Origin of the sequence: Cupriavidus necator, from assembly GCF_013141915.1 — a bacterium.
Classification (GTDB): Bacteria; Pseudomonadota; Gammaproteobacteria; order Burkholderiales; family Burkholderiaceae; genus Cupriavidus; species Cupriavidus necator_B.
This window is the reverse complement of record NZ_SROX01000019.1, coordinates 93,800-120,339: the sequence shown is the minus strand read 5'-3', so window position 1 is coordinate 120,339 and position 26,540 is coordinate 93,800. Positions and strand designations below refer to the sequence as shown.

At 69.3% G+C, this 26,540-nt stretch carries 23 protein-coding genes; 14 read left to right on the top strand and 9 right to left on the bottom strand.

All coding sequences use genetic code 11. From position 1 onward, the window contains the following. Positions 1-84 precede the first annotated feature (84 nt). Complete coding sequence (locus E5S69_RS26680) at positions 85-870, bottom strand: GntR family transcriptional regulator (protein WP_062803991.1); 786 nt, start codon at positions 868-870, stop codon at positions 85-87. Between the two features lie 701 nt (positions 871-1,571). Here E5S69_RS26680 and E5S69_RS26675 point away from each other — a divergent pair. From E5S69_RS26675 to E5S69_RS26640, 8 genes are all read left to right on the top strand, one after another. Beyond that, entirely contained in the window at positions 1,572-3,188 is a 1,617-nt protein-coding gene (locus tag E5S69_RS26675) for a hypothetical protein (RefSeq protein WP_171517460.1), read from the top strand. 185 nt (positions 3,189-3,373) lie between these two features. Further along, positions 3,374-3,808, top strand: a complete 435-nt coding sequence (locus E5S69_RS26670) for a hypothetical protein (protein ID WP_171517459.1) — start codon at positions 3,374-3,376, stop codon at positions 3,806-3,808. After that, positions 3,808-4,506, top strand: coding sequence for a C39 family peptidase (locus tag E5S69_RS26665; protein ID WP_171517492.1), 699 nt, complete (start codon positions 3,808-3,810; stop codon positions 4,504-4,506). The genes E5S69_RS26670 and E5S69_RS26665 overlap by 1 nt, the downstream gene beginning before the upstream one ends. 10 nt (positions 4,507-4,516) lie before the next feature. Then, positions 4,517-5,410, top strand: a complete 894-nt coding sequence (locus E5S69_RS26660) for a flagellin (RefSeq protein ID WP_171517458.1) — start codon at positions 4,517-4,519, stop codon at positions 5,408-5,410. A 75-nt stretch (positions 5,411-5,485) separates the two neighbouring features. After that, positions 5,486-6,916, top strand: coding sequence for an acetate kinase (locus E5S69_RS26655; protein WP_171517457.1), 1,431 nt, complete (start codon positions 5,486-5,488; stop codon positions 6,914-6,916). A 214-nt stretch (positions 6,917-7,130) separates the two neighbouring features. Next, positions 7,131-7,643 (top strand): DUF1269 domain-containing protein, encoded by a 513-nt coding sequence (locus tag E5S69_RS26650; RefSeq protein ID WP_171517456.1) that lies wholly within the window; start codon positions 7,131-7,133, stop codon positions 7,641-7,643. Positions 7,644-7,908: 265 nt separating this feature from the next. Next, positions 7,909-9,045: an ABC transporter substrate-binding protein gene (locus tag E5S69_RS26645; RefSeq protein ID WP_171517455.1), complete on the top strand. Its 1,137-nt coding sequence runs from the start codon at positions 7,909-7,911 to the stop codon at positions 9,043-9,045. A 48-nt stretch (positions 9,046-9,093) separates the two neighbouring features. Next, positions 9,094-9,885: an SDR family oxidoreductase gene (locus tag E5S69_RS26640; protein ID WP_171517454.1), complete on the top strand. Its 792-nt coding sequence runs from the start codon at positions 9,094-9,096 to the stop codon at positions 9,883-9,885. Between the two features lie 54 nt (positions 9,886-9,939). Here the strand turns inward: E5S69_RS26640 and E5S69_RS26635 are convergent, their stop codons facing one another. Continuing rightward, positions 9,940-10,845 carry a LysR family transcriptional regulator gene (locus E5S69_RS26635; RefSeq protein WP_171517453.1) on the bottom strand — a complete coding sequence of 302 codons (906 nt, stop codon included), beginning with the start codon at positions 10,843-10,845 and terminating at the stop codon, positions 9,940-9,942. Between the two features lie 114 nt (positions 10,846-10,959). Between E5S69_RS26635 and E5S69_RS26630 the strand changes: the two genes are divergently transcribed. The 4 genes from E5S69_RS26630 to E5S69_RS26615 all read left to right on the top strand — a co-directional run bounded on the left by E5S69_RS26630 (position 10,960) and on the right by E5S69_RS26615 (position 14,927). Next, a complete protein-coding gene (locus E5S69_RS26630; protein WP_171517491.1) occupies positions 10,960-12,321 on the top strand; it encodes an acyclic terpene utilization AtuA family protein in 1,362 nt (453 codons plus the stop codon). A gap of 12 nt (positions 12,322-12,333) precedes the next feature. Then, entirely contained in the window at positions 12,334-12,684 is a 351-nt protein-coding gene (locus tag E5S69_RS26625) for an AtuA-related protein (protein ID WP_171517452.1), read from the top strand. A 40-nt stretch (positions 12,685-12,724) separates the two neighbouring features. Then, positions 12,725-13,690, top strand: a complete 966-nt coding sequence (locus E5S69_RS26620; protein ID WP_171517451.1) for a Bug family tripartite tricarboxylate transporter substrate binding protein — start codon at positions 12,725-12,727, stop codon at positions 13,688-13,690. A gap of 187 nt (positions 13,691-13,877) precedes the next feature. Beyond that, positions 13,878-14,927 (top strand): MBL fold metallo-hydrolase, encoded by a 1,050-nt coding sequence (locus E5S69_RS26615; protein WP_171517450.1) that lies wholly within the window; start codon positions 13,878-13,880, stop codon positions 14,925-14,927. 338 nt (positions 14,928-15,265) lie between these two features. Here E5S69_RS26615 and E5S69_RS26610 read toward each other — a convergent pair whose 3' ends face one another. Beyond that, a complete protein-coding gene (locus E5S69_RS26610) occupies positions 15,266-15,655 on the bottom strand; it encodes a GNAT family N-acetyltransferase (RefSeq protein WP_171517449.1) in 390 nt (129 codons plus the stop codon). Positions 15,656-15,842: 187 nt separating this feature from the next. Between E5S69_RS26610 and E5S69_RS26605 the strand changes: the two genes are divergently transcribed. Then, positions 15,843-17,330: an AMP nucleosidase gene (locus E5S69_RS26605; RefSeq protein ID WP_171517448.1), complete on the top strand. Its 1,488-nt coding sequence runs from the start codon at positions 15,843-15,845 to the stop codon at positions 17,328-17,330. 78 nt (positions 17,331-17,408) lie between these two features. On the opposite strand, the gene E5S69_RS26600 is transcribed toward E5S69_RS26605, so the two are convergent. From E5S69_RS26600 to E5S69_RS26575, 6 genes are all read right to left on the bottom strand, one after another. Next, positions 17,409-18,050 (bottom strand): OmpW/AlkL family protein, encoded by a 642-nt coding sequence (locus E5S69_RS26600; protein WP_171517447.1) that lies wholly within the window; start codon positions 18,048-18,050, stop codon positions 17,409-17,411. Between the two features lie 352 nt (positions 18,051-18,402). Continuing rightward, positions 18,403-20,112, bottom strand: a complete 1,710-nt coding sequence (gene leuA / locus E5S69_RS26595; protein ID WP_171517446.1) for a 2-isopropylmalate synthase — start codon at positions 20,110-20,112, stop codon at positions 18,403-18,405. Positions 20,113-20,857: 745 nt separating this feature from the next. Then, positions 20,858-21,175 carry a DUF6587 family protein gene (locus E5S69_RS26590; RefSeq protein WP_171517445.1) on the bottom strand — a complete coding sequence of 106 codons (318 nt, stop codon included), beginning with the start codon at positions 21,173-21,175 and terminating at the stop codon, positions 20,858-20,860. A 14-nt stretch (positions 21,176-21,189) separates the two neighbouring features. Further along, on the bottom strand, positions 21,190-23,046 hold the full coding sequence (feoB, locus tag E5S69_RS26585) for a ferrous iron transport protein B (RefSeq protein WP_171517444.1): 1,857 nt from the start codon (positions 23,044-23,046) through the stop codon (positions 21,190-21,192). Positions 23,047-23,060: 14 nt separating this feature from the next. Beyond that, positions 23,061-23,372, bottom strand: coding sequence for a FeoA family protein (locus tag E5S69_RS26580; RefSeq protein WP_171517490.1), 312 nt, complete (start codon positions 23,370-23,372; stop codon positions 23,061-23,063). 294 nt (positions 23,373-23,666) lie between these two features. Continuing rightward, positions 23,667-24,602, bottom strand: coding sequence for a LysR substrate-binding domain-containing protein (locus E5S69_RS26575; RefSeq protein WP_171517443.1), 936 nt, complete (start codon positions 24,600-24,602; stop codon positions 23,667-23,669). A 121-nt stretch (positions 24,603-24,723) separates the two neighbouring features. Between E5S69_RS26575 and E5S69_RS26570 the strand changes: the two genes are divergently transcribed. Continuing rightward, positions 24,724-26,523: an acyl-CoA dehydrogenase family protein gene (locus E5S69_RS26570; RefSeq protein WP_171517442.1), complete on the top strand. Its 1,800-nt coding sequence runs from the start codon at positions 24,724-24,726 to the stop codon at positions 26,521-26,523. Positions 26,524-26,540 lie beyond the last annotated feature (17 nt).

Sequence of the window (26,540 nt, the reverse complement as noted above, 5' to 3'; positions counted from 1 at the left end):
GTGATGTGATCAGGGATGCGCAGTATGGCGCGGAACAGGATCCGGCGCACCCCGGCAACGCAAGCCGGGGCGGCACCCGTGGCATCAGTCGCGCAAGCCGGGGCGGGTCTCGCTTTCCACCCAGACGTTGGCGCTGTCGACGCCGGCCGGCGACAGTTCCATCCGGTATTCATAGCGGTCCGGGCGGTACTGGCCCAGCAGCAGCTGCACCGGGCGCCCGGACTGGTCCTTGACCACGCGGCGCACCGCCAGCAGCGCGCCGCCGACCGGCACATCCAGCAGCGGCGCCACCACCACGTCGGCCAGCCGTGCCGACAGGACCTGGCTGGCGCGGCCGAGCTTGACCCCGCCCGCTTCCAGCAAGCGCAGCACCGGGGTCTCTTCCAGCGCCTGGCGCGTGATCGGCCGGCCCAGCGCTGCCGGCAGGTAGACCGTGATGTGGGACAGCGGGCGGTTGCGGTAGTGGCGCACGCGCACGATCTTCACCACCGGATCGCCCGGCTCGATCTGCAGCGAATCGGCCACGTCTGGCGTGGCATGGACTTCATCGATCGAGATCACCTTGACCGAGGTCTTCTGGCCCATGTCGATGATGTTGTCGAGCAGGCTGGTGCCGCGTTCCTCGCCGGCGGCCGCGGCCGGGCGCACCGGATGCGGGTTGACGAAGGTGCCGAGCCCGCGGTGGCGGCGCACCAGCCCTTCCTGCACCAGCCGGTCGAACACGCGCCGCATGGTCACGCGCGACGCGTGGAACTGCTTGGCGAGGTCAATCTCGCCGGGCAAGGGACCCTGGCCGAAGCGGCCTTCGACGATCTGCTGGCGCAGCACCACGTAAATCTGGTGATACAGGGGAACGACGGCTTCACTCATGGTTTCCCTTGTGGAGAGATGACAAGTCTGTAATGCCTCTAATGTACTTTAAATCAGACATAGGGCCTAGCGAGGATAAACGCTGAGGGGTTTTCGCGACAGGTCTGGCACGCGTGCCGCGGCGGCCCGTGCTGTGCCAACGCGCGGTCACGCCTTATGCCGGGTGGGGCCGATGGCGTCGCCGGCGAGCCGGCCGGCGGGCGATGCGCGGCCATGGCGGCGCCGCCGCGCTTGCCCATGCCGCCATCGCCGATTCAAGCCAGCATGCGGTCCGGCCCACACGGGCGGCGGCAGCAGCACCCCTGGCCGCGTGTTTCAGCGCCGATACGCGCCGAAAGAATCAGGGCAAATCCTGAGCCGGCGCTGCAAGGCCTTGAAAATGAAGGCTTTCCTGACAGGCGCCGAGGGCCCCCGAAAACGCGATGGGGCGCCTCTGTCACAGCAATGTGACATGTCGCGTGCCGCACATCGGCGCGGGGCCATGTCGATCCGGCAAAACATCGGCCAGAGCGCGGCCGCGCCGCCGGGTGGCCCTTGTAATACAAGGACTTGCCGCCCCAGGTGACGAAGCTGGCACCGATTATGCGCAGGGCAGGCTGGTTTGGCAGCAAGCCGAACCTGAATCTCCTGCCGCGCTCTTCGATGAGTGCGGGCCAGGAGCTGAGCCGCTGTGACCGTGAAATCCTCCTGGGAGCATCGTAATGAACAAGACACTTCTGGCGTCGGCGATTGCCCTCGCCTTTGCTGGTTCGGCGTGGGGTAACCCGACCAATAACAACACCGACGGCTGGAGCCATCAGTCGGCCACCGCCACCTCGACCCAAAGCGGCGCCGGGTCCCTGGCCAACGAAAACTCGACTTCGAACCAGGACAACTCCGATCACAGCACCAGCACCAGCAGCCGCACCACCTCGATCGACGTCGACAAGTCGCGCACCAACTCCAACAACCGGACCACGACGGTAGCGGTCGACAAGTCGACCAATGACTCCAACAACCGCACCAACTCCAACAATCGCACCAAGACCAACTCCGACAACCGCACCCGGCTGACGCTGGACCAGGGTGGCCTTGGCAATGCCGCCGCCAATGCCGGCAATGCCTCGTCGAGCATCGCCAATGCCTTCAACACCAGCAAGGCGATCGCGGTCAGCAAGCTTAGCGGCCAGGTGACCGGCAACACCGTCGCCAACATCGGCAACGTCGCCCGGAACACCGGCAATGCCAACGGCGGCGTCGGCTACGGCGGCAGGGGCGGCACCGGCGGCAACGGCGGCACCGGCGGCGCGGCGACGGGCGGCAACGGCGCGGTCGGCGCGATCGGCGGCAGCGCGAGCGCGACCAATGGCAGCGCCACCGCGGGCGATGCCACCAGCGGACGCGCCGTGGCGGGCGACGGCGGCAATGGCGGCCGTGCCAGCGGTACCGGTGGCGACGGTGGCGGCGCCGCGGCGCTGGGCGGCAGCGCCCTCAGCGCGGCGGGCAGCCGCGGCGGCAGCGGCGGCAGCGCGGCTGGCCTCGGTGGCGGTTCGCTCAGCGCTTCGCTGGGCACAGGTGGCCGTGGCGGTGGCGCCGCCGGACTGGCCGGCGGCGCCCTGGGCGCCAGCGCGGGCCTGGGCGGCCTGGCGGGCTCCGGTGCCGGCGGTGGCGGCAGCGGTGGCTCGGGCGGCAGCGTCGGCAATGGCATGGGCGCTGACTCCGGCGGTGCCGGCGGTGCCGGCGGCGGCGGCGGTACGGCGGGCGCAGCCAATGGCAGCGGCACCGGCGGCGCGGCCAGCGCCACCGGCGGCACGGCCACGGCGAGCGGCGGCGCAGGCGGCGCGGGCACCTCGATGTCGACCTCGACCGGCGGCGCCGGCTCGGGTACCGGCGGTGCCGGTGGCGCTGGCGGTGCGGCCACCTCGACCGCGACCGCGGGCTCGGCCACGGCCAACGGCGCGGCAGGCGGTTCGCAGACCAGCGTGGCAGGTGCTGGCGGTGCGGGCGGCAATGCCAATGCCGCGGCGGCCACGGCGACGGCCTCCAACGGCGGTGCCTCAACCGGTAGCGGTGGCTCGGGCGGCAACGGCGGTGCCGGCGGTTCGGCGACCGGCGGGGTGGCCGGTACGGGCGGCGTCGGCAACGGCGGCGCTGGCGGGACCGGCGGCAATGGCGGCTACGTCCTGGTCGACGCGGGCACCTTCAACATGTCCAACACCATGACCAGCGTCGGTCAGACGGCGGCGGGCATCATGATGGCCAGCCAGAACAGCGGCGTTGCCTCGCTGGTGCAGCAAAGCGTGAACGTGCAGGCCAACCTCAACGTGGGCGGCAGGTAAGACGCGCAACGCGGCCGGAATCCCCGGGGTTTGCCCGGGGGCCGGCCGGCGATGTCGCAGTCATGCCGGCAGGACCGGCGCCCGCATCCTGTGTGCGGGCGCCCGGGCCCTGTCATGCCTACGCAAGCCTAGTTGCCATGCAGCCAACTGGAACGAGTCGGCGCAGCGGCAGGGGGGGAAACACCATGCAACCGGTCCGCTTCGCCGTCGGCGCCTGTGCCGCGGCATTACTCGCCTGGACAGCATTGCCGGCCCACGCGGAGCCGCCAGGGCTGGAGGCCGCCATGGCTGCGGCGCGTGCGGACACAGCCGCGGCTACGCGGGCAGCGCCGGCCGACACCGGGGGGGCATCTGCCACGGCCGCGCGGTTCGCCGGCGCGGCGAATGCCGTGCCGGTGTCCCGGCTGGATGACGTCCGCGGCGGTGCGGAAGTCACCGTCAACGATATGCGCCTGCACGGCACCGTGGCCGACAACGCCGCGGTCAATACCTTGTCCGGCGCGAACCACATCACGGAAGGCGCGTTCTCGAATGCGGCGGGGATTCCCACCGCGATCCAGAACTCGGGATCGAACGTGCTGATCCAGAACGCCACCATCGTCAACGTCCAGTTCAAATGATGAAGCCGCTGCGAATCCTGCTCGCGTGCGTGCCGGGCTTGCTGGCCACGGCGCACGTGCCCGGCGCGCTGGCTGCCGACGCCGCGATCTACGGCCCGGTCGGCGAACCCTACAGCGTCAGGGTCACCAGCATCCGCGAGGCGCGCTTCAAGTCCACCATCCGCCAGCAGTTCGACTTCAGCTGCGGCTCGGCCGCGGTGGCCACGCTGCTGACGTACCAGTACGGCCATCCGATCAACGAGGCCGCGGTGTTCCAGAACATGTACCTCAACGGCGACCAGCAGAAGATCCGCGCCGAGGGGTTCTCGCTGCTGGACATGAAGCGCTTCCTGGCGGCGCTGGGCTATGAGGCGGATGGCTTCGAAGTGCCACTGTCCAAGCTGGAAGAAACGCAGGTGCCGGCGATCGTGCTGATCGTGGAAAACGGCTACCACCATTTCGTGGTGGTCAAGGGGGTGAAGGGCGACCGCGTGCTGGTCGGAGATCCGGCGCGCGGCACCCGCGCGATGTCGCGCGAACAGTTCGAGCGCATCTGGGACAGCCAGCTGCTGTTCGTGATCCATAACCGCACCGAGCACGCGCGCTTCAACGTTGCCGCGGACTGGCGCGTCGCGCCCAGCGGTCCTTACTGGATGGGCGTCAACCGGGACAACCTGTTCTTCACGGTGATGCCCCGGCATGGCGCCGGAGATTTTTGAGGAACGCATCATGTTGCAGACTTCCTTGCCGGCCCCAGCCGTGCCACGCAGCACCGCCTCGGCGGCCGCGGCGATGGTGCTGGGCGCGGGCCTGGCGTGCGCCGGCACGGCACAGGCCGGCATGCCGCCGCTGCCCGCGGCGGCCGATGCCTCGGCGCCGCCAGCGCAGGCCGCCATGGCCGCGCGCGCGCGCGCCGACACCCAACCTCTGGCTGCCGCGCGCGGCAGCATGGCCGGCTGGAAACCGGTGACCCATGAAAAGCTCGACGACATGCGCGGCGGCTTCGAAATGCCCGGGCTGCAGGTTTCGTTCGGTATCGAACGCGCGGTGTATATCAACGGCGATCTGGTGGTCGCTACCAGCATTAACATCCCGGACGTCAGCCGCATCACCGCGGACCAGGCCACGCGGCTGGCCGCGACGCTGGGACCCGCCATTGTGGCCAGCACCCACGCGGCGGTGGCCAACGCGCTGGCGGGCAATCCGGTCACGGCCGACGCGGCCGCGGCGATGGGTGCCAATGGCGCCGGCGCGGCGGCTTCGGCTTCGGCTTCGGCTCGCGCGGGGGCGGGCGGCACGGCTGCGGCAGCGGCCAATGGCGGCGCCGCTGCCAGCGCCGGTGCAGCGGCGGCGGGCTTGCCGACCACCGTGGTGAGTACCGCCACGGGCCAGGTCGTGACCAACGGCTTGCTGAACGTGATCCAGAACGGCCCGGGCAATGCCGCATCGGTGGGCGCGCTGGCGGGAACGCCGGCGACCGTGATCCAGAACACCCTGAACAACCAGAGCATCCGGAGCCTGATGACAATCGACGCAAGCGTCAATACGCTGCAGGCCTTCCGGTCGCAACTGGCCAACACGGCGCTGAACCATGCGCTGCTGCGGGCCGCGAGCATGAGATAGCCGTTAGCGAGGTAGCCGGCAGTACAGGTCGCAGGCTCCTGCAAGACAGTCTGCAATCCGGGGGAGGAAGACGTGATGAAGACGCGGTCGATGCAGGGCATCCGCAATGCGGGATGCTCGACGTTGCTGTTGCTCGGCGGACTGGCGCAGGCCCAGACGCCGCCGGAGGCGGGGCCACCCGCGGCCGGACTGGAATCACTGCAGAGGGAACTCGCCGACCAGGCCAGCCAGCTCGATGCCATGAAGCGCGCGCTGGCCGAGCAGGAAGCAGTGATCCGCGAATTGCGCAGCGTGATCGGCACCGAGGTGCTGGCCACCAAGCGCGGCGGGCAGCGCACGGGGCCCGGCGTGATGCCGGCCGACAACGCCACCAACGCCGCCACCGCGGCAGCGTCGGCCAGTGCCACGCAGGGCGTGCCGGGTCTGCCCGGCAGCCCGCAGCAGGTCATCGCCCAGGCGCCGCAGGGCGGGGCGCAGCAGGGCGAGTCCGCGAGCCCGCAGATGGTGGCCGTGGATGAGCCCGTGGGCCGTGCGCCCGAGAGCGACCGGCGTCCGCCGGAGATTGCGCCGCTGATCGACCAACCCGGGGTGCTCACCGGCGAGGGCAAGTTCGTGGTGGAGCCGGGCTTCCAGTATGGCTATTCGTCGAACAACCGCGTCGCGCTGGTCGGCTACTCGATCATCCCGGCCATCCTGATCGGCCTGATCGATGTGCGCGAGGTCAAGACCTCGACCTATATCGAATCGATCGCGCTGCGCTACGGCGTCACCAAGCGGCTCGAGATCGAAGCCAAGGTGCCGTACGTGCAGACCTCGGGCTCGACCATCAGCCGCGAGGTGTTCACCGGCACCGCGGTCGACAACGTGTTCAATTCCAGCGGCAAGGGCCTGGGCGATGTCGAGGCCACGGTGCGCTACCAGCTCAACTACGGCAATGAGCGCATCCCGTATTTCGTCGGCTGGCTGCGCTACAAGTCCAACACCGGCAAGGACCCGTTCGAGGTGGTCACCGATTGCGTGACGCGCTGCGTCGGCAATGCCACCGGAACCGGCCTGCCGCTGGGGCTGCCCACCGGCACAGGCTTCCAGGCGATCCAGCCCGGCATCACGTGGCTGCTGCCAACCGATCCGGCGGTGTTCTTCGGCACCTTCAGCTACCTGCACAACTTTGCGCGCAACAACGTGAGCCGCACCGTGCTCAACGGCGAGAAGGAGAACCTGGGCAAGATCGCGCCGGGCGACATCTTCGAGTTCAGCTTCGGCATGGGGCTGTCGCTCAACGAGAAGGCGTCGTTCAGCATCGGCTATGACCAGGCCATCATCTGGCCGACCAAGCAGAACGGGCTGACCGTGCCCGGCTCGGTGCGCGTGACGCAGGGCACCTTGCTGGTGGGGTATTCGTACCGCTTCAACAACCGCTATACGCTGAACCTTTCGGTGGGCGCGGGGCTGACGCGCGACACGCCCGACCTGCAGGTCAATGTGCGCCTGCCGGTCACTTTCTGAGCCGCCGGCACGCCGCGCCGCGCAGACGTGACGGGTGCCCCGCCCGCGCGGACTACGCGTGCGCGTCACATGCGCCGGCACGGTGCGCCAGCGCCGAAAGGCGCCTTGCGCTGGCCCCATGAACGGCGTACAAAGAAATAACCCCGCGCCGCCAGCGGTACTTTCCGCGCGGTTTCCACCTCACCGGTGGCGCGGCCTGAACAAGGAGAGAGACATGCGCAAACGCATCTTCTGGTTGTTGCCCGACCTGGCGAGTGCCAAACGCACCATGGATGACCTGCTGCTGGCACGCCTCGAGAACCGCCACATCCACTTCGTGGCGCGCGACGGTGCCGACATGACCGGCCTGCATGAAGCCAACCTGTTCCAGACCTCCGACATCGTTCATGCCGCTGAAATGGGCCTGATGGTGGGCGGCGGCGTGGGCGTGGTGGCTGGCGTCGTGGTGGCGATGTTCCCCATCGTCAGCGATACCCCGCAGTGGGGCCTGGTCGGCGTGCTGGCGGTGCTGGGCGCGGTGTTCGGGGCCTGGGCCGCCAGCATGATCGGCAGTTCCGCGCCCAACAGCCGGCTGCGCGCGTTCGAGAAGGACATCGAAGCGGGCAAGATCCTGCTGATGGTGGACGTGCCGCGCGGCCGCATCGAGGAAGTCGAAACCCTGCTGCGCAACGCGCACCCGGAAGCCAGCTTCGCCGGCATGGATCCGGCCGTACCGGCGTTCCCCTGATCCGGCAGTTGTTGCCGGCCAGCGCCTCGCGGCGCTGCATGTCTCCTGCCGCGCCCTTGCGGCGCGTTCCGGCGCGTTCCCTGTTACGCGCCCCGGCCCGCACCGGAACCGCTCCGGTTCCGGTGTGATGCTGCTGCAACACCCCATGATTTCCCGGTTTGCCCGGCTCGGACGCATGCGGTAACTTGCGTGACGGCGCCGGGCCATGCCCGCCGCGCCGCCACAGAACAATGAAAGCAGCCGTCCAGGCGGAGGGGTCGAGACAATGAAGGCGAAATGGATCGCGTGCGGCGTGCTGGCCGCCACGCTGGGGTGGGCCGCGCAGACGGCCCTGGCGGAGCCGGGCGTGACCCGCAACACCATCCGCATCGGCCAGTCGGCCGGCATCACGGGGCCAGTGGCGGGCTCGGTCAAGGAGCAGATCGCCGGCGCACAGGTGTACCTGCGCACGGTCAATGCCAGCGGCGGCGTTGCCGGCCGGCGCATCGAACTGGTCACGTACGATGACGGCTTCGACCCGAAGCGCACGCCCGACAATGTGCGCAAGCTGCTCGACGAAGACAAGGTGTTCGCGCTCTTCATGGTGCGCGGCACGCCGCAGAACGAAAGCATTCTGCCCATCATCGCCGCGCAGAAGGTGCCGCTGGTGGCGCCGCTGACCGGCGCCATCACGCTGCACCGGCCGGTGAACCGCTACGTGTTCAACGTGCGCGCCAAGTACCAGGACGAGGTGGCGCGGGCGATCAACCACCTGGCTACGTCGGGCATGAGTCGCATCGGCATCTTCTACGCTAACGACGGCTTCGGCAAGGACGTGCTGGAAGGCTACAACGGCGCGCTGCAGGCGCGCGGCGTGCAGCCCGCGGCCACGATCAGTTTCTCCCGGCCGATGGGCGACATCAGCCAGGGCGTGGCCGCCATGCACAAGGCCAACCCGCAGGCGGTGCTGGTGATCGGCTCGGGCTCCGAGGCGGCGCGCGTCATCCGCGAGCTGCGCCGCGCCGGCAGCGAGGCGCAGTTCGTCACGCTGTCCAACAATGCCGCCGACGCCTTTATCCGTGAACTCGGCGACGACGCGCGCGGCCTGATCATCACCCAGGTGGTGCCCGGCACCAACTCCAGCCAGATGACGCTGGCCAGCGAATACCGCAGCCTGGCGCGGCAGCAGGGCGTGGAGTTGTCCAACGCCGGCATGGAGGGCTTCATGTCGGCCAAGGTGCTGGTCGAAGGGCTGCGCCGCGCCGGCCCCGACCTGACCCGCGAACGGCTGGTCGCGGCGCTGGAAGGCATGCGCGACTATGACCTCGGAGGCATCCTGATCAGCTACAGCGCCGCGCGCCACACCGGCTCGTCGTTCGTGGAAATGTCGATCGTGTCGTCCACCGGCAAGCTGATCCGCTAGCGCGCAGTCACGGGGCCAGGGCCGGCCGCCTGCGGTATAGTCGCCCGCATGGCTAATCCGATCCCCTCCCCCGATTCGCGCACCCCGTTTTCACTGCATGGCCGCGTGGCGCTGGTGACCGGCGGCGCGCAGGGCCTGGGCCTGGCGATTGCCGCCGGGCTGGCCGATGCCGGCGCCCATGTGCTGGTGGTGGCGCGCAATGCGCCACGCGTGCAAGAGGCTGTTGCCACGCTGGCGGCGCGCGGCGGCAGCGCCGAGGCGCTGGTGCTCGACATCACCGACGAGTCCGCCGTGTCGGCCGCTTTCGACCGCATCGACGCCGGCCATGGGCGGCTCGACATCCTGGTGAACAATGCCGGCGCGCGCAACCGCAACACCATGGCCCAGCTCGATGCCGGCGACCTGCGCGCCATGCTCGAGACCAACCTGGTGGCGCCGTACGCGCTGTGCCGCCTGGCCGCGCAGCGCATGCGCCACGGCGGCTACGGGCGCATCGTCAATGTCACGTCCATTGCGGGCCAGGTGGCGCGCGCCGGCGACGTGCTGTATCCCGCCACCAAGGGCGGGCTGGACGCACTGACGCGCGCCATGGCCGCGGACCTGGGCCGCCACGGCGTCACGGTCAACGCCATCGCCCCCGGCTATTTCGCCACCGAACCGAACCAGCCCATGGTGGCAGACGAGAGCGTGGCCGAGTGGCTGCGTCAGCGCACAGCGCTGGGCCGCTGGGGGCAGCCGCAGGAGGTGGCGGGCGCGGTGGTGTTCCTGGCATCGCCGGCCGCGTCGTATGTCACCGGGCAGGTGCTGGCGGTCGACGGTGGCTATCTCGGCCACTTCTGACGCGCGGCTTACGCCAGAGCGTACCCAATTCTGCGTGCGGCTCCGGCCCGCGGTTCAGCGCCGCGCGGGGACCTTGCCACCGCGGTAGAACGCCTGCAAGGCTTCGATCATCGCGGCTGCCGCGGCTGAATCGCCGCGGTCCTTCAGCCGCACCAGGCAGATATCGCGTACCAGCGACGGCAACTGCAGCGGCCGGATCGCCAGCCCTTCGCGCCGGAACTGGAACAGCGCCAGCGACGGCACCGCGCTGATGCCAAGCCCCGCCTGCACCAGCGCCGCGACCGTCGCGAGGTGCTCTACCTCCATCACGCTGGCCAGGCGCAACGGATGCAGCGCGGCGTCCAGGTGCTGGCGCACGCTGGTGGTGCGCGACAGCTGGATGAACGGCAGGCCGGCCAGCATCTCCGGCGTGATGCGCCGCTTGCGCGCCAGCGCATGATCCGCCGGACACACCAGGTGGAAGGTGTCGCGCACCAGCGCCTCGACGCGCAGGTCGTCGTCCTGGGCCGGCGCGGGCGCCAGCGCAAAGTCGGCGCGGCCCTGCCGGACCAGTTCGATGCAGCCATCGGCAAGCTGGTCGAACAATTCCAGCACGATGCCCGGATAGCGCGCGCGAAACTGCGCCAGCAGCGGCGGCAGGTCGCCGCCGGCGAGCGAAGGCAGCGCCGCGATCGAAACTCGGCCCTTGCGCCGCTCGGCATGCGCGCGCAGGTCTTCGAAGGCGGTCTCGAAGTCCGCCAGCAGCCGGCGCGCGGTCTGCTCGAAGCGCACGCCGTCGCTGCTCAGCTCCACGTGCCGCGTGGTGCGTTCGAACAGCCGGCTGCCGGCCTGCTCTTCCAGCGTCTGCACCAGCGCGCTGAAGGCCGACTGCGACAGGTGGCAGGCGCGCGCCGCACGGGTGAAATTGCGATAGGTGGCCAGCGCCACGAAGGCGCGCAGGTGCTTGACCGACAGGTTCATGGGCCCGATGGATATATCCAGCAAGTCGATAGATTAATCCAAATAATCCATTTTTTGGCTGGGCGCGGGCGCCCTAGAATGGGATCGACCCTGCCCAACGACTGCTTCCCGACCATGACTGCTCCCTTGCTGATCGGCTCCGGCGCCGGCTTCTCCGGCGACCGCACCGACGCCGCGCTGCCGGTGGTGCGCACGCTGATCGCCGCGGCGCAGCCGGCCGCGCTGATCTTCGAGACCCTGGCCGAGCGCACCCTGGCGCTGGCGCAGCTGGCGCGGCGCAACGATCCCGCGCACGGCTACGAGCCGCTGCTGGATGCGCTGCTGGCGCCGGTGCTGGGCCTGTGCCTGCAACACCGCATTCCCATCGTCGGCAATTTCGGCGCCGCCAATCCGCGCGCCGCGGCGCGGCGCGTGCTGCAACTGGCCCACGAACTGGGGTTGCCCGTGCCGCGCGTGGCGGTGGTGGAGGGCGATGACCTTTCCGACGATGCGGGGCGCGCGCGCCTGCACGGCATTCTTGGCGATGCCTTCGACGCTGAACGCTTCGTCTGCGCCAACGCCTATATCGGCGCGCAAGGCATTGCCGACGCGCTCACGGCCGGTGCGCAGGTGGTTGTGTGCGGACGCGTGGCCGATCCGGCGCTGGCGGTGGGGCCGGCGATGGCGCACTTCGGCTGGTCCTGGGACGACTGGGACCGGCTTGCGGCCGCCACCATGGCCGGTCATCTGCTGGAATGCGGGGCGCAGGTCACCGGCGGCTACTTTGCCGATCCCGGCAGGAAAGACGTCCCCGACGTGCACGCGCTGGGCTTCCCCATCGCGCAACTCGCTGACGACGGCGCCATCGAGATCTTCAAGGCCGCCCAAACCGGCGGTTGCGTGGACCTGCGCACAGTCAAGGAGCAGTTGCTGTACGAGGTCCACGACCCGTGCGCGTATCTGACGCCCGACGTGGTCGCCGACATCGGCGCCGTCACCGTGGCGCAGCTGGGCCCGGACCGCGTCGGCGTGCGCCATGTGCGCGGCCACCCGCGCCCGGCGCAGCTCAAGGCCAATGTGTTCAGCCACGGCGGCTGGCTGGCCGAGGGCGAGATCTCTTACGCGGGACCCAACGCCGCGGCGCGCGCGCGGCTGGCCGCCGACATCCTACGCCGGCGCATGCAGCTGCTGGGCCACGAGGTGCCGCTTCGCTTTGACCTGATCGGCGTGCTCAGTGTGCTGGCCGACGACGGCGGTGCCATGCTAGCGCAGCCTCAGCCGTACGAGGCACAGGCGCAGGACGTGCGTTTGCGCGCCGCGCTGGCGCATGACGACGTGGCCGTGGCGCAGGCGCTGCAGCGCGAGGTCAATGCGCTCTATACCTGCGGCCCGGCCGGCGGCGGCGGCGTGCGCACCGCCCAGCGCGCGCGGCTGAACGCGGTATCGTGCCTGGTGCCGCGCGAGGCCGTCACCGCCACCCATACCTTCATCGCCTGAGGAGTCTTGCCCATGACCGCCACCGCGTCGCTCTACCAGTTCGCCCATGGCCGCACCGGCGACAAGGGCGACCGTTCCAACATCAGCGTGATTGCCTATGACGCGCGCGACTTCGACCACCTGGTGGCGCACGTGACCGAAGACGCGGTACGCGCCCTGTTTCGCGAGCGCCGGCCCGGGGCGGTCACGCGCTACCTGGTGCCCTCGCTGCATGCGATGAACTTCGTCCTCGACGGCGTGCTCGATGGCGGCGTCAACGATGCGCTCAACCTCGACACCCATGGCAAGGCGCTGTCGTTCCGCCTGCTGCAGCTCGAGATCCCGCTGCCGCCGCGGCTCGCGGCGGCCGACCACGCCAACTGATCCATTGCTTCCACCGACAACGATTTCAACAGGAGACTCCATGAACCCGTTTCTCAAGCCACTGGCCGCGGTAGCGTTCGCCCTGGTCCTGCCCGCGGGGCAGGCCTGGGCCGAGTTCCCGGACAAGCCGATCCGCTTCGTGGTGCCGTTCGCCGCGGGCAGTGCCACCGACCAGCTGGCACGCGCCATCGGCCAGGCCATCACCGTGGACAGCAAGGTCACCGTGGTGGTCGACAACAAGCCCGGGGCCAACGGCTTCATCGCCGCGTCCGACGTCGCCAAGGCGGCACCGGACGGCTACACCGTGCTGATCAGCACCAACACCACGCATGCGGCCAACGAGCACCTGTACAAGAAGCTGCCCTACGACCCGGTCAAGGACTATGCGCCGATCACTGCGCTGGGACGCGGCGGCCAGATCATGGTGGTGAATCCGCAGGTGCCGGCCAAGACCGTGGGCGAATTCATCGCGCTGGCGCGGCAACAGCCCGGCAAGCTCAGCTTCGGCAGCGGCAGTTCGTCATCGCGCATCGCCGGCGAGCTGTTCCAGCAGATGGCACAGGTGCAGCTGCTGCACGTGCCGTACAAGAGCAACCCGCTGGCCATCACCGACCTGCTCGGCAACCAGATCCAGATGATGATCACCGACACCGCCACCGGCCTGCCGCAGGTCAAGAGCGGCAAGCTGCGCGCGCTGGGCGTGTCGGGCAAGGCGCGCTCGCCGCTGGCGCCGGAAGTGCCGACCATCGATGAAGCCGGCGTCAAGGGCTACGAGATGAGCTACTGGTTCGCCGCCTACGCACCCGCGGGTACGCCGCAGCCGGTGGTGGCGCGGCTCAATGCGCTGATGGTCAAGGCCGCGCGCAGCGAGACCGCCGCCGGCTTCTACAAGTCGACCGGCACCGAGGTCTTCACCAGCACGCCCGCGGAACTGGCGAAGTTCCAGTCGCAGGAGTCCGGCAAGTGGGGCCGCATCATCAAGGCGGCGAATATCCAGCCAGAGTGAATGCGGAGCGGCGCAAGCTCCCACGCATGGAAAACGGGGCCACGTGGCCCCGTTTTTTACGCAGAAGTAGGTACGCTTTGACCCTTGCGCCCTTGTCCGGCAAGGCGCGGCTAAGATATGTGCTGGCCGCGCGCGCCGTCGGCGCCGGCCTGCTCCTCGACAACACCAACCAGAACAGGATCAGGATATGAAGCTGCAGTCCGTGGTGCGCCATGCCACCTCCAGCCGACGCCAGCGCCCGACGCTGCGCCGGGCCGTATCGCGTGCCGTCCTCGCCATCGCCATGGGCAGCGCCGTGCTGGCCGTCGGCGTGGCCGGCGCGCAGACCGCCACGCCGCCGGCACAGCAGAAGACCCAGGTGCCGGGCTACTACCGCATGATGGTCGGCCAGCTCGAAGTCACCGCGCTCTATGACGGCTACATCGATCTGGATCCGAATATCTTCAAGTACACCAGTGCCCGTGAAGTACAGAGCTTGCTGGCGCGCATGTTCGTGGCCTCGACGCCGGGCATGCAGACCGCCGTCAATGCTTACCTGATCCATACCGGCAGCCACCTGGTGCTGGTCGACACCGGCGCGGCGGCCTGTTTCGGGCCGACGCTGGGACGCATCGGCGAGAACCTGCGCGCTGCGGGCTATGCGCCCGAACAGGTCGACACCGTGCTGCTCACGCACCTGCATGGCGACCATGCCTGCGGCCTGGCCGCCGACGGCAAGGCCGCGTTCCCGAACGCGACGGTGTATGTGGACAAGGCCGACCTCGATTACTGGCTGAGCGACGCCAACGCCGCCGCTGCGCCGAAGGATGCGCAGGGCCTGTTCGCCATGGCGCGTGCCGCGGTGGCGCCGTACCAGGCGGCGCAGCGTTTGCGCACCTTCAACGGCGGCGCCGGCGGCGAGCCCATTCCCGGGATGCGCGTAGTGCCGGCCAACGGGCATACCCCGGGCCACAGCGGCTACCTGTTCACCTCGGGCAACGACAGCCTGCTGCTGTGGGGCGACATCGTGCACAACCACGCGCTGCAACTGCGGCGGCCGCAAGTGGCAATCGAATTCGACGTCGACAGCCACCAGGCCGTCATCACGCGCAAGCGCTTGCTGGAGCAGGCGGCCCGGGGCCGGCTGTGGGTGGGTGGCGCGCATATGCCGTTCCCGGGCCTGGGCCATGTGCGCCGCGAGAGCGCCGGCTATGCATGGGTGCCGGCCGAGTATGGCCCGATCCGCGGCGACCGCTAGCAAGGGGCGCCGCCTTTTCGCCTGGACGGGCCGCATCGGCGGCGCCGTCGGCGGCTTGTGGGTCAAGGCCGGGCATCCGGTCTTGTTCTCGTCGCGCCGCCCCGAGACGCTCAAGCCGCTGGTCGAAGAACTGGGTACGCTGGCGCGCGCCGGCACCGTGGCCGAGGCCATTGCGTTCCGGTGGCGGTGCCGAGCGCGGGCGATGATCCGGCCGCGCTGCAGGTGGCCGCGCAACTGGTGCGCGCTGCGGGATTCGAACCGGTGGTGGTGGGGCCGCTGGCCAGCGCCGACCGCTTTGCGCCCGGGCGCACGCTGAACTACGAAGGGGGATGGGCGGCTCAGGGCCGGCGCCGCTCCATCGCGACCATCGAGGGCGTAAAGCCGAGCTGGCCGAAGAAGGCCGCTTCGGAAGAGCGTGCCGCGCGCAGCATCCAGTTGATATCGGGGTCGCTGCCGACGATATGCCGCACCAGGGCGCGGCCGATGCCGTGCCGGCGGTGGCCGGGTGCGACCACCACCATCGACAGGAAGCCGTCGCAGACGTCGTCGCACAGCGCGCGGGCGAAGCCGACCACCTCGCCTTTTTCAACCGCCACGGCGACGCGCTGCGAATTGGCGACCAGCCGCGCGAATTTTTCGGGACCGCCGACCCGGTGAGCCCAGCCATTGGCGATCAGTAGTTGCCTGGCTGCCTCGAGGTCATCGGGCAACAAGTTACGGATTTCCATTGGCGGCTCTCCCAGCAAAACGTGTACGGCCCCTCGCCGCCCCTTGCCACCAGGGGCGCCGCGAGTCGAGAACGGCACGGCGAGCCGTGCTGCGCAATTGGCGGAGTGTAGCGAGCGTGCGCGGGCGCGTCAATTTGGCGTCTGGCACGGCGGGGCGTCGCTCACGGCGACGCGCCGGCGCGGTATCATGGCCTCCATGAACGCCCCCGTCTTCTCCTCCGCGCATCCGGCCGACCAGCTTGCCGAGTTCACCGACGCGGATGCGGCGCTCGCCCGCATCCGCGACATCTACGAGGCATCGGTCGGCGCCGTGCGTGCGCGCTTCGACGCCTTCGCCGGCGGCAAGCCCCTGCCCTCGGCCGCGCATGCGTGCTATCCGTACCTGGGCATCTCGGTCAACATCGAGACCATGGTCACCGACAGCCGGCCGTCATGGGGCACGGTGGCGTACCCCGGCGTCTATGGCACCACGGTGACGCGCCCCGACCTGCTGGCCGATTACTACCGCGACCAGATCGAGCGGCTGATGCGCTATCACCGCGTGCCGGTGGTGGTGGGCCTGAGCCGGCGCCCGATCCCGCTGCCGTTCGTGATCGAAGCCTCCACCACCGATATCAGCTACACCCAGGCGCGCGAGCTGGAAGCCTCGTTCGTGCTGCCCGAACTGAACCGCATCGACGACGGCATTGCCAATGGCACCTATGAGCCGGTGCCGGGCGAAGCCTGGCCGCTGTCGCTGTTCCCGGCGGAGCGCGTGGACCTGGCGCTGCAGCGGCTCTACCACTACACCGGTACGGCGCCGCAGCATTTCCAGCGCTTCGTGCTGTTTACCAACTACCAGCGCTATGTCGACGAATTTGTCGCGCTGGGACGCGCGCTGATGGGCGATGGCGACGGCGGCGGCTACACCCGCTTTGTCGAGCCCGGCGACGTAGTGCAGGACCTCGGCGCGGCGGAACCCGACGACGCCACGCGCCCGCGCGTGCTGCCACAGATGCCGGCCTACCACCTGGTGCGCGGCGACAAGCTGGGCGTGACGCTGGTCAACATCGGCGTCGGGCCGTCCAACGCCAAGACCATGACCGACCACCTCGCCGTGCTGCGCCCGCACTGCTGGCTGATGGTGGGCCATTGCGGCGGCCTGCGCCGCTCGCAGCAGCTTGGTGACTACGTGCTGGCGCACGCCTACGTGCGCGACGACCACGTGCTCGACCACGACCTGCCGCCATGGGTGCCGGTCCCGCCCATCGCCGAGATCCAGGTGGCGCTGCAAGAGGCCGTGGCGCGCGTGACCGGGCTGTCGGGCAACGAGATGAAGACGCGCATGCGCACCGGCACGGTGGTCTCGACCGACGACCGCAACTGGGAGCTGAAGTCCAAGTCGCTGTATGCGCGCTTCAACCAGTCGCGCGCGATTGCCATCGACATGGAAAGCGCGGCCGTGGCTGCCAATGGCTTCCGGCTGCGCGTGCCGTATGGCACCCTGCTGTGCGTGTCCGACAAGCCGCTGCATGGCGAACTCAAGCTGCGCGGCATGGCCAACGCGTTCTATCGGCAGCGTGTCAGCCAGCATATGACCATCGGGCTGGAGGCGATCCGCATCCTGCGCGAGCACGGCGTCGAGCAGCTGCATTCGCGCAAGCTGCGCAGCTTTGACGAGCCGGCGTTCCGGTAGCGCCGGCTGACGCATGCATGCGGAAGGAAAAAGGCCGGCGCCCCCTCGGGCGCCGGCCTTTTGCATGGCGTGGCAGGATCAGAACCGATACCCCACCCCCATGCTGAACAGCCACGGATCCAGGCTTACCTTGGATACCTTGACGTCCCCGGCCTTCACGTCGCTCGACAGCCAGATCTTCTTGACGTCGGCGTTGAGGAACCAGTTTTTGGTCAGCTTGTAGTCCATGCCGATCTGCAGTGCGGGCCCGACGCTCCAGCTGTCGAGCTGCAACGCGTTATTGGCGATGTTCTCGCCCCAGATGCGGGTGAAGTTCAAACCTGCGCCGATATACGGGCGGAAGGTGCCGTTGGGAATGAAGTGGTACTGCACCAGCAGCGTGGGGGGCAGATGCTTGAAGGTGCCGATCTTGTTGCCATCGAGGTAGACGTTCTGCTTCTGCGGCACCGTCAGCACCAGTTCGGCGGCGATATTCGGCGTGAAGAAGTAGGTGACGTCGAGTTCCGGGATCCACTTGTTGTTGACCGTGATGCGGTCGGACGGGCCGACGCCGCCAACGGGATCGGCGCTGTTGGCCATGTCGAGGTAGGTGCCGCGCAGACGCACCATCCAGTTGCCCTGGGCGTCGTCCGCGGCGGCGGCGGGCGTGGCGAAGGCGCCGAGCATGGCGCAGGCGGCGATGGCCGAACAGGTGGCGGTGCGAAGAGACAGTGTTTTCATGAGGTCTGCTTGGTTTGTTATCGAAGCCTGGCCAAGTGTGGCGGAGCAGGCTGGCGGGGGCCTTGACACAAAACAAGCGGAACCAAATGGTGCGCGCGGCGTCGCGAGGGCGCTACAGCGCGGCCACGCGCGGCGCCGCTTCGGACGTCGCTTCTAACCACATGCGAAATGATTCGTAGCGCGGCACGATTCTGCCGCTTACGCTTTGCGAAAGATCCGAGCACGTGCCATGCGTGGGCGCGCATTGGTACCAGGATCAGCACCAGGCATGTCGTGGGCGTCCGCAAGGGCGTCTTTCCGGGTGTGCCCCGTGGGGGCGGGGCACACCGGTTTTCTTGCGATACGCCGGGCGTCAGGCCTCGGCGGCCGCACCGGACGCTGCTGTATGTGCCGCGGCATGGCTTGCACCAAAGCCGGCCTGCAGGTGCCGGTTCACGCCCGAGAGCACTGCGCGCAGCGAGGCCGTGACCAGGTTGGCGTCGATGCCGGCGCCGAACCCGGTCGGTGAATCGCCCACGCGCACTTCCACATAGCACGCTGCCCGCGCATCGGCGCCGGCGGTCATCGCATGCTCGTGGTAATCCATCACGCGTACCGGCAGGTCCAGCGCATTGACGAAGGCGTCGATGGGCCCGTTGCCGCTGCCGCGCACGCTGCAGGGCTGGCCGTTGCGCACCATCTGCACCGTGATCACGGTGGCGCCACCGCTGTCTGATGCCAACTGATGCGAGACATAGCGCAGCGGCGTCTCGCGCGCCAGGTACTCGCGCTGGAACAGGCCGTGGAGGTCGTCCGCGCTCGCTTCCCGCCCGGTGTCGTCGGTCATGGCCTGCACCGCGCGGCTGAACTCGATCTGCAGCCGTCGCGGCAGGTAGAGGCCATGCACCTGTTCCAGCAGGTAAGCCATGCCGCCCTTGCCCGACTGGCTGTTGACGCGGATCACCGCGTCATAGCTGCGGCCCAGGTCGGCCGGGTCGATCGGCAGGTAGGGCACCTCCCAGATGCCGTCCGGCTGCTGCTGCGCAAAGCCCTTGCGGATTGCATCCTGGTGCGAGCCCGAGAACGCGGTGAACACCAGGTCGCCCACATACGGATGGCGCGGATGCACCGGCAGCTGGTTGCAGTGCTCCACGCACTGGCGCACCGCATCGATGTCGGAGAAGTCCAGCTGTGGCGCCACGCCCTGCGTATAGAGGTTCAGCGCCAGCGTCACCAGGTCGACGTTGCCGGTGCGCTCGCCGTTGCCGAACAGGCAGCCCTCGACGCGGTCGGCGCCCGCCATCAGCGCCAGCTCCGCGGCGGCCACCGCGGTGCCGCGGTCATTGTGCGGGTGCACCGACAGCGCGATGTGCTCGCGCCGAGCGAGGCGGCGGTGCATCCATTCGACCTGGTCGGCGAATACATTGGGCGTGCTGCATTCCACCGTGGTCGGCAGGTTCAGGATCATCGGGCGGCCGGGCCCGGCCTGCCACGCGGCCGAGACCGCGTCGCTCACTTCCAGCGAGAAATCGAGTTCGGCCAGGCTGAAGGTCTCGGGCGAATACTCATAGGTCCAGGCGGTCTCGGGCATGGCATCGGTCAGCGACTTGATCAGGCGCGTGCCCGTTACCGCGACGTCCTTGATCTCGTCGCGCGAGGCATTGAAGACGATGCGCCGCCAGGCCGGTGCGATCGGGTTGTACAGGTGCACGGTAGCCCGCGCCGCGCCGCGCACGGATTCGACGGTACGGCGGATCAGGTCCTCGCGCGCTTGCGTCAGCACGACGATGGTGACGTCGTCGGGAATGCGCTGTTCTTCGATCAGCATGCGCACGAAGTCGAAGTCGGTCTGCGAGGCGGCGGGAAACGCCACTTCGATTTCCTTCAGGCCGATCTTCACCAGCTGTTCGAAGAAGCGCAGCTTGCGCGCCGGGTTCATCGGCTCGATCAGGGCCTGGTTGCCGTCGCGCAGGTCAGTGCTCATCCAGCGCGGCGCGCGCGTAAGGGTGCGGCCGGGCCAGGTGCGGTCAGGGATGTCGACGGTGGCGGCGGGGCGGTATTTGGTGGCGGGATTGCCGAGCATATGGGGTCTCCTTCCTCGCAAGGGAAGATGAACGATGAATCAACGGGAAAAGGGTGGCGAAAGGCTGCCGAACTGCCACGGGGCCCTAGGCCCGGCAACCGATCGGTAGGCTTAGCAGTAGCGAGGAAGCGCGCAGGGCGCGGCCCGATGCCAGGGCAGCCAGCACGCGCGCGCGGGCAGCGATGCGGGACGCATCGGCAGCCTGGCAGGGAGTGCTGGTGTAACGGTTCATCGTGGCGGGAGAGAGAGCGGGCCGCAGCCGCGCCGGGTGAATGCGCACGCAGCGCAAGTCCATATGACCGGGCAAGGTTAGTCGACAAGCCGGCAGCCGGTCAAGCGTGGCGCGCCTGCCGCGTTGCGCGGCGAGCCACCGTGGTCCGTTCTGGGGGGCCGGCCGCAACGGCGTTGCGCCAAAGGATTGGGATCCCACTGTGCCGGCACCCGCGCCTGTGTTTCCGTCGCCCCGGGGCGAGGGAGGATGGGCAAAAGGCCAAAGCGTACCCAATTCTGCGTGCCTGCTTTCGACACTTGCCGGCATGCAAACCAGGCAAGCGCACGCAAAAGCGTACCCGATTCTGCGTGCAGCGGCGCAAGGCTTTGCAGGGCCGGGTTGGCCCGCGCAGGGCCCGCGCCGCATGGCCCCACCGGCGCACGCAGACGAGCGCAAACCGCTGCTTCCGCACCGGGCGAAAGCAGCGGGCGTACCCGTTTCTGCGTGGATTTCTGGAGGCGGAAAGCGCGCCGTTCAGCGCTTGCGCACGAAGCGCACGACCTGCTCGGCAGGCTTGTCCTGGCTGCCGGAGGTGTTGTTGGCCGTATTGGCGCCGCAGGTATTGCAGCCGCCGTCGTCGCAGCCGCTGGCGCAGCCTGCGGCGGCCTGCGGGGCCAGCCAGCGCGCCAGGCGGCCGCGCCAGCCGGCGGCGCCAGCGCCGCCCAGTCGCGCCGCCAGCGCCGCCTTGACGCGCTCGCGCGTGCGCGGCGCATAGCGCGCCAGCACCGACACCGCGCACGCCAGCACGATCAGCGGGACCAGCAGGGTTTCGATGGCGTGGTAGAGCGTCATGGCGGCGGCTGGCCTCAGCTGAACATCAGCGCGACGCGGTAGGTCACGAACGCGGCCAGGTAGGCCAGCCCGGTCAGGTAGGCGGCCGACAGCGCCATCACCTTCCACGAGCCGGTTTCGCGCCGGATCACCGCGAGCGTGGAGATGCACTGCGGCGCGAACACGTACCACGCCAGCAGCGACAGCGCGGTGGCCAGCGACCATTGCGCTGCGATCATCGGCGCCAGCTGTGTCGCCACGGTCTCTTCATTGCCCGACAGCGCGTACACGGTGGCCAGCGCGCCTACGGCGACTTCGCGTGCGGCCAGGCCCGGTACCAGCGCAATGCAGATCTGCCAGTTGAAGCCCACCGGCGCGAACACCTTCTGCAGCGCATGGCCGATCATGCCGGCAAAGCTGTAGTCGATCGCCGGCGCGGTCGCGCCCGCCGGGGCGGACGGAAAGGTCGACAGGAACCACAGCAGCACCGTCAGCGCCAGGATCACCTTGCCCACGCGCGACAGGAAGATGCGGGCACGCTCCCACAGGCCGATGGCGACGTCGCGCGGGTTGGGGATGCGGTACGACGGCAGCTCCATCAGCAGCGGATGGTCGGTGCGGTCGCGGCGCAGGAACTTGAGCGCATAGGCCACCACCAGCGCGCTGACGATGCCGGCCACGTACAGCGCGAACAGCACCAGCCCCTGCAGGTTGAACAGGCCCATCACGGTGCGCTCGGGAATAAAGGCGCCAATCAGCAGCGCATAGACCGGCAGCCGTGCCGAGCAGGTCATCAGCGGCGCCACCAGGATGGTGGTGAGCCGGTCGCGCGGGTCCTGGATGGTGCGCGTGGCCATGATGCCGGGGATGGCGCAGGCAAAGCTGGACAGCAGCGGAATGAACGAGCGCCCCGACAGCCCCGCGCCCATCATCAGGCGGTCGAGCAGGAAGGCCGCGCGCGGCAGGTAGCCGGATTCCTCCAGCGTCAGGATGAACAGAAACAGGATCAGGATCTGCGGCAGGAACACCACCACGCTGCCCAGCCCCGCGACCAGGCCGTCGACCAGCAGGCTCTTGAGCATGCCGTCGGGCAGCCACGCGCCCAGCATCTCGCCGGCCCAGTGCACGCCGCCCTCGATGCCGTCCATCAGCGGCTGGGCCCACGAGAACACCGCCTGGAACATCAGGAACAGCAGCACCGCCAGCAGCAGCAGGCCGAACACCGGATGCAGCACGATGCGGTCGATGCGGTCATCCAGCGCGGCGGTGCGCGCCGGCATGCTCACCGCGGCCGCCAGCAGGCGGTTGACTTCGGCGTGCACGTCGACATCGTTGGCGAAGGCCGCTGCGGCCGGCGGGGCGGGGGGCAGCGTGGCGTCGAGCAGGCTGACCAGCGCCGCGGCGCCGTCGCGCCGGACCGCCACGGTGCTGACCACCGGCACGCCCAGCGCGGCCGCCAGCTTGTCGCGGTCGATCTCGATGCCGCGCCGCGCGGCGGCGTCGCTCATATTGAGCACCACCACCATCGGCAGCCCCAGCTGCCGCAGTTCCAGCACGAAGCGCAGGTGCAGGCGCAGGTTGGTGGCGTCAACCACCGACACCAGCAGGTCAGGGCGCGCTTCGCCAGGGCGCTGGCCCAGGCAGACATCGCGCGTGATGGCCTCATCGAGGCTGGCCGCATGCAGGCTGTAGGCGCCGGGCAGGTCCAGGATGCGCACCTGGCGTCCGGCCGGCGACACGAAGTAGCCCTCCTTGCGCTCGACCGTGACGCCCGCGTAGTTGGCCACCTTCTGGCGGCTGCCGGTCAGGCGGTTGAACAGTGCGGTCTTGCCGCAATTGGGATTGCCGACCAGCGCAATGCGCAAGGCAGAAGGGGAAGCAGCTGCAGACATAATCCGGGGAAGGCTCAGGCAGTCCGCTGGGCGGACGGTGGGGCAGTCTCGTCGCCCTGCGCGGCGGGGGCGAGGCGGGTAACCGAGGCGCTGGCGATCTCCACGCCGATGCGCGCCGCCTCCGAGCGGCGCAGCGCAAAGCGCGTAAAGCCCACCTGTGCCACCAGCGGATCCATGCCGAACGGTCCGTAGGCGATGATCTGCACGGCTTCGCCGGGAACGAAGCCCAGTTCGCGCAGGCGGCGCGCGACCGGATCCCCGGGGGTGGCATCGTCCACCGATTGCACTACGGCGGGCGTGCGCCGTGGAAGTTCAGACAACCGCATCATGCTTCCAGTCCGTGGCGCGGCCTGCCGCCAAGCGGTCCGCGCGACCGCGCCGGGGTATGTAAATGAAAATCGTTTTCATTGTATCGCAAATGAGGCTTCGCGTTGCCCCCTCCAAGGGTGGGCAAGCGGCCATGGCCGCGGTGGCGCATGGCAGGAAGCGAATGATAACCGCTTAGTGGCGCGGTCTCGCGCTTCGGTGGCGGCGCTCAATTACTGCATTTGCGTTATTGGATGCCGTAAGCCAGCGGCGTTAAGCTCACGGCACGCTGAACACCCCGTTCCACGCGTACTTCACAAGCCATCGGTCCCTGGACCGGTGGCTTTTTCTTGATGGCTGCCTTGCGGGCCTGCCGCCTTCGCCGCCACCATGGCGACAAAGTGGTCGCGTGCCGGATGGTCCGGTGCGACTTTCCACGCACAGTAGACCTCCGAGCGCACCGCCGCGTCCGCCAGCGGCCGGAACGCGGCACCGGCCATGCCGGAACGCGCCAGCGCCGCCGGCACCACCGCCACGCCCATCCCCTGCGACACCAGCGACACCACCGACAGCCAGTGCCGCACCTCATGCCGGATCTGCGGAGAGAAGCCTTGCGCGGCGCACATGTCGAAGATCCGGCTGTAGTAGTCGGGCGAGGCCTTGCGCGAAAAAAGCACGAAGGGCTCGCCGCGCAATGCCGCCAGCGGCAGTTCGGCCAGCTTGGCCAGTGCATGGTCGGCGGGCAGGCAGCAGACAAAGGGCTCGGTATGCACCAGCGTCGCCTGCAGCGTGTCCGGCACCCGGCCGGTGTGGATGAAGGCGGCGTCGAGTTCGTCGTGCAGCAGCGCGTCGATCTGCTCCTGCGAGTTCAGCTCGGTCAGCGCCACCTGGATGCCGGGGTAGGCTGCCTGGAATTCGCGCAGTGTCTGCGGCAGCCCCCGGTACAGCATCGAGCCGACAAAGCCAACGCGCAGGCGCCCGACCGCGCCGGCTTCGATCTCGCGCGCCAGCACCCGCGCGGCCTCGGCCTGCGCCAGCAGGGCCGTGGCTGATTCGCGAAAGGCCCGCCCGGCCGCGGTCAGCCGCACGCCGCGGCTGTCGCGGTCGAACAGCCGCGCCCCGACCGAGGCCTCGAGCTGCTGGATATTGAGCGACAGCGGCGGCTGCGAGATGGCAAGCCGACGCGCGGCCCGGCCAAAGTGCAGTTCCTCGGCCAGCACGAGGAAGTAACGCAGGTGGCGGAATTCCATGGCGATACAGAAATTATATGAATCAAGCCAATTTTAGAATTAGACGCAAATCCTCGGGGTTTGAATAATGGAAGCCAAAGGGGCCGCAAGCCGGCACCCACCCCATACCAGGAGACCAGCCATGCCATCCAGCGCCGTGCGCGACATCCCCCAGCAAGCCGCGGCCGCGCCCGTGGCGGCCGCCGCCCATCCGGTGCCCGACCGCCAGGGTGGCAGCCTGTTCGCCGCCGACCCGGACCTGCGCGCGCTGCTCCCGCTGTACCTGCCGCCCGACCTGTTCAACCACCTGATGCCGCACCTCGAGCGCATGGGCGCGCTGGCCGGCGGCGTGCTTGACGAACTGGCCGGCGTGGCCGACCGGAACCCGCCCGGGCTCACTTACCGCACCCGCTCGGGCGTGGACGCGCAGCGCATCGAAAAGCACCCGGCCTATGTCGAGATGGAGCGCGTGGCCTTTGCCGAATTCGGCCTCGCCGCGGCCTCGCACCGCGGCGGCGTGCTGGGCTGGGACCAGCCCATGCCGCCGGCGGCCAAGTACGCGCTCACGTATCTGTTCGTGCAGGCCGAGTTCGGCCTGTGCTGCCCGCTGTCGATGACCGATTCGCTGACGCGCACGCTGCGCAAGTTCGGCGACCCGGCGCTGGTCGAGCGCTTCCTGCCCAGCCTGACCACGCAGGTGTTCGACGACCTGTACCAGGGCGCGATGTTCATGACCGAGCAGGGCGCCGGCTCCGACGTGGCCGCCACCGCCACGCGCGCGGTGCGCGATGCCTCGGCCGAGGGCGGCTGGCGCCTGCTCGGCGACAAGTGGTTCTGCTCCAACCCCGATGCCGCGCTGGCGATGGTGCTGGCGCGGGTGGAGGACGAGGCCGGCAACGCCGTGCCCGGCCACAAGGGCGTGTCGCTGTTCCTGCTGCCGCGCAAGCTGGCCGACGGCAGCGCCAACCACTACCGCATCATCCGCCTGAAGGACAAGCTGGGCACGCGCTCGATGGCCAGCGGTGAAATCCGGCTGGAGGGCGCGCACGCTTACCTGGTAGGCGAACCCGGCCGCGGCTTCGTGCAGATGGCCGACATGATCAACAACTCGCGCCTGTCCAACGGCGTGCGCGCCGCCGGGCTGATGCGCCGCGCGCTGACCGAAGGCCTGTTCATCGCGCGCGAGCGCCAGGCATTCGGCAAGCGCCTGCAGGACATGCCGCTGATGCGCCGCCAGCTGCTCAAGCTGACGTTGCCGACCGAGCAGGCGCGCACCATGGTGTTCCAGACCGCCGAGGCGCTGCGCCGCGCCGACGCCGGCGAGGCCGACGCCTACCCGCTGATGCGCATCCTGACGCCGCTGATCAAGTTCCGCGCCTGCCGCGACGCGCGCAAGGTCACCGGCGACGCCATGGAGATCCGCGGCGGCTGCGGCTATATCGAGGAATGGAGCGACCCGCGCCTGCTGCGCGACGCGCACCTCGGCTCGATCTGGGAAGGCACCAGCAATATCGTCGCGCTCGACGTCCTGCGCGCGGTGCGGCGCGAAGGCGCGCTGCCTGTGTTGCAGGCGCACCTGGCCGCGTTGCTGGCCGATACGCCGCTGCACGCCGGTGCCCGCGCCGTGTTCGAGCGCGCCATCGCCGCCGCGGCGACGCTGGCCGGCCAGGCCGCCGAGGCCGGCGCCGACGGCGAGCTGCTGGCGCGCCAGGCGGCCTCGGCGCTGTACCACGTGACCAGCGCGGTGGCGATGGCCTGGGAAGCCGGGCGCATCGGCTCGGTGCGCCGCATGCGGCTGGCGCAGCTGGTCCTGCGCCATCGCGTGCTGCCGCAGGATCCGCTGGCGGCGCAGGCCGAGCCCAAGTGGCTGGCCGAGACCGTCGCGCCGGCTGACGGCACGGTGCACGCCGCCGGCGCGGTGGACCAGGTCAACGTGTTCTGACCGGATCCACGTCGGGC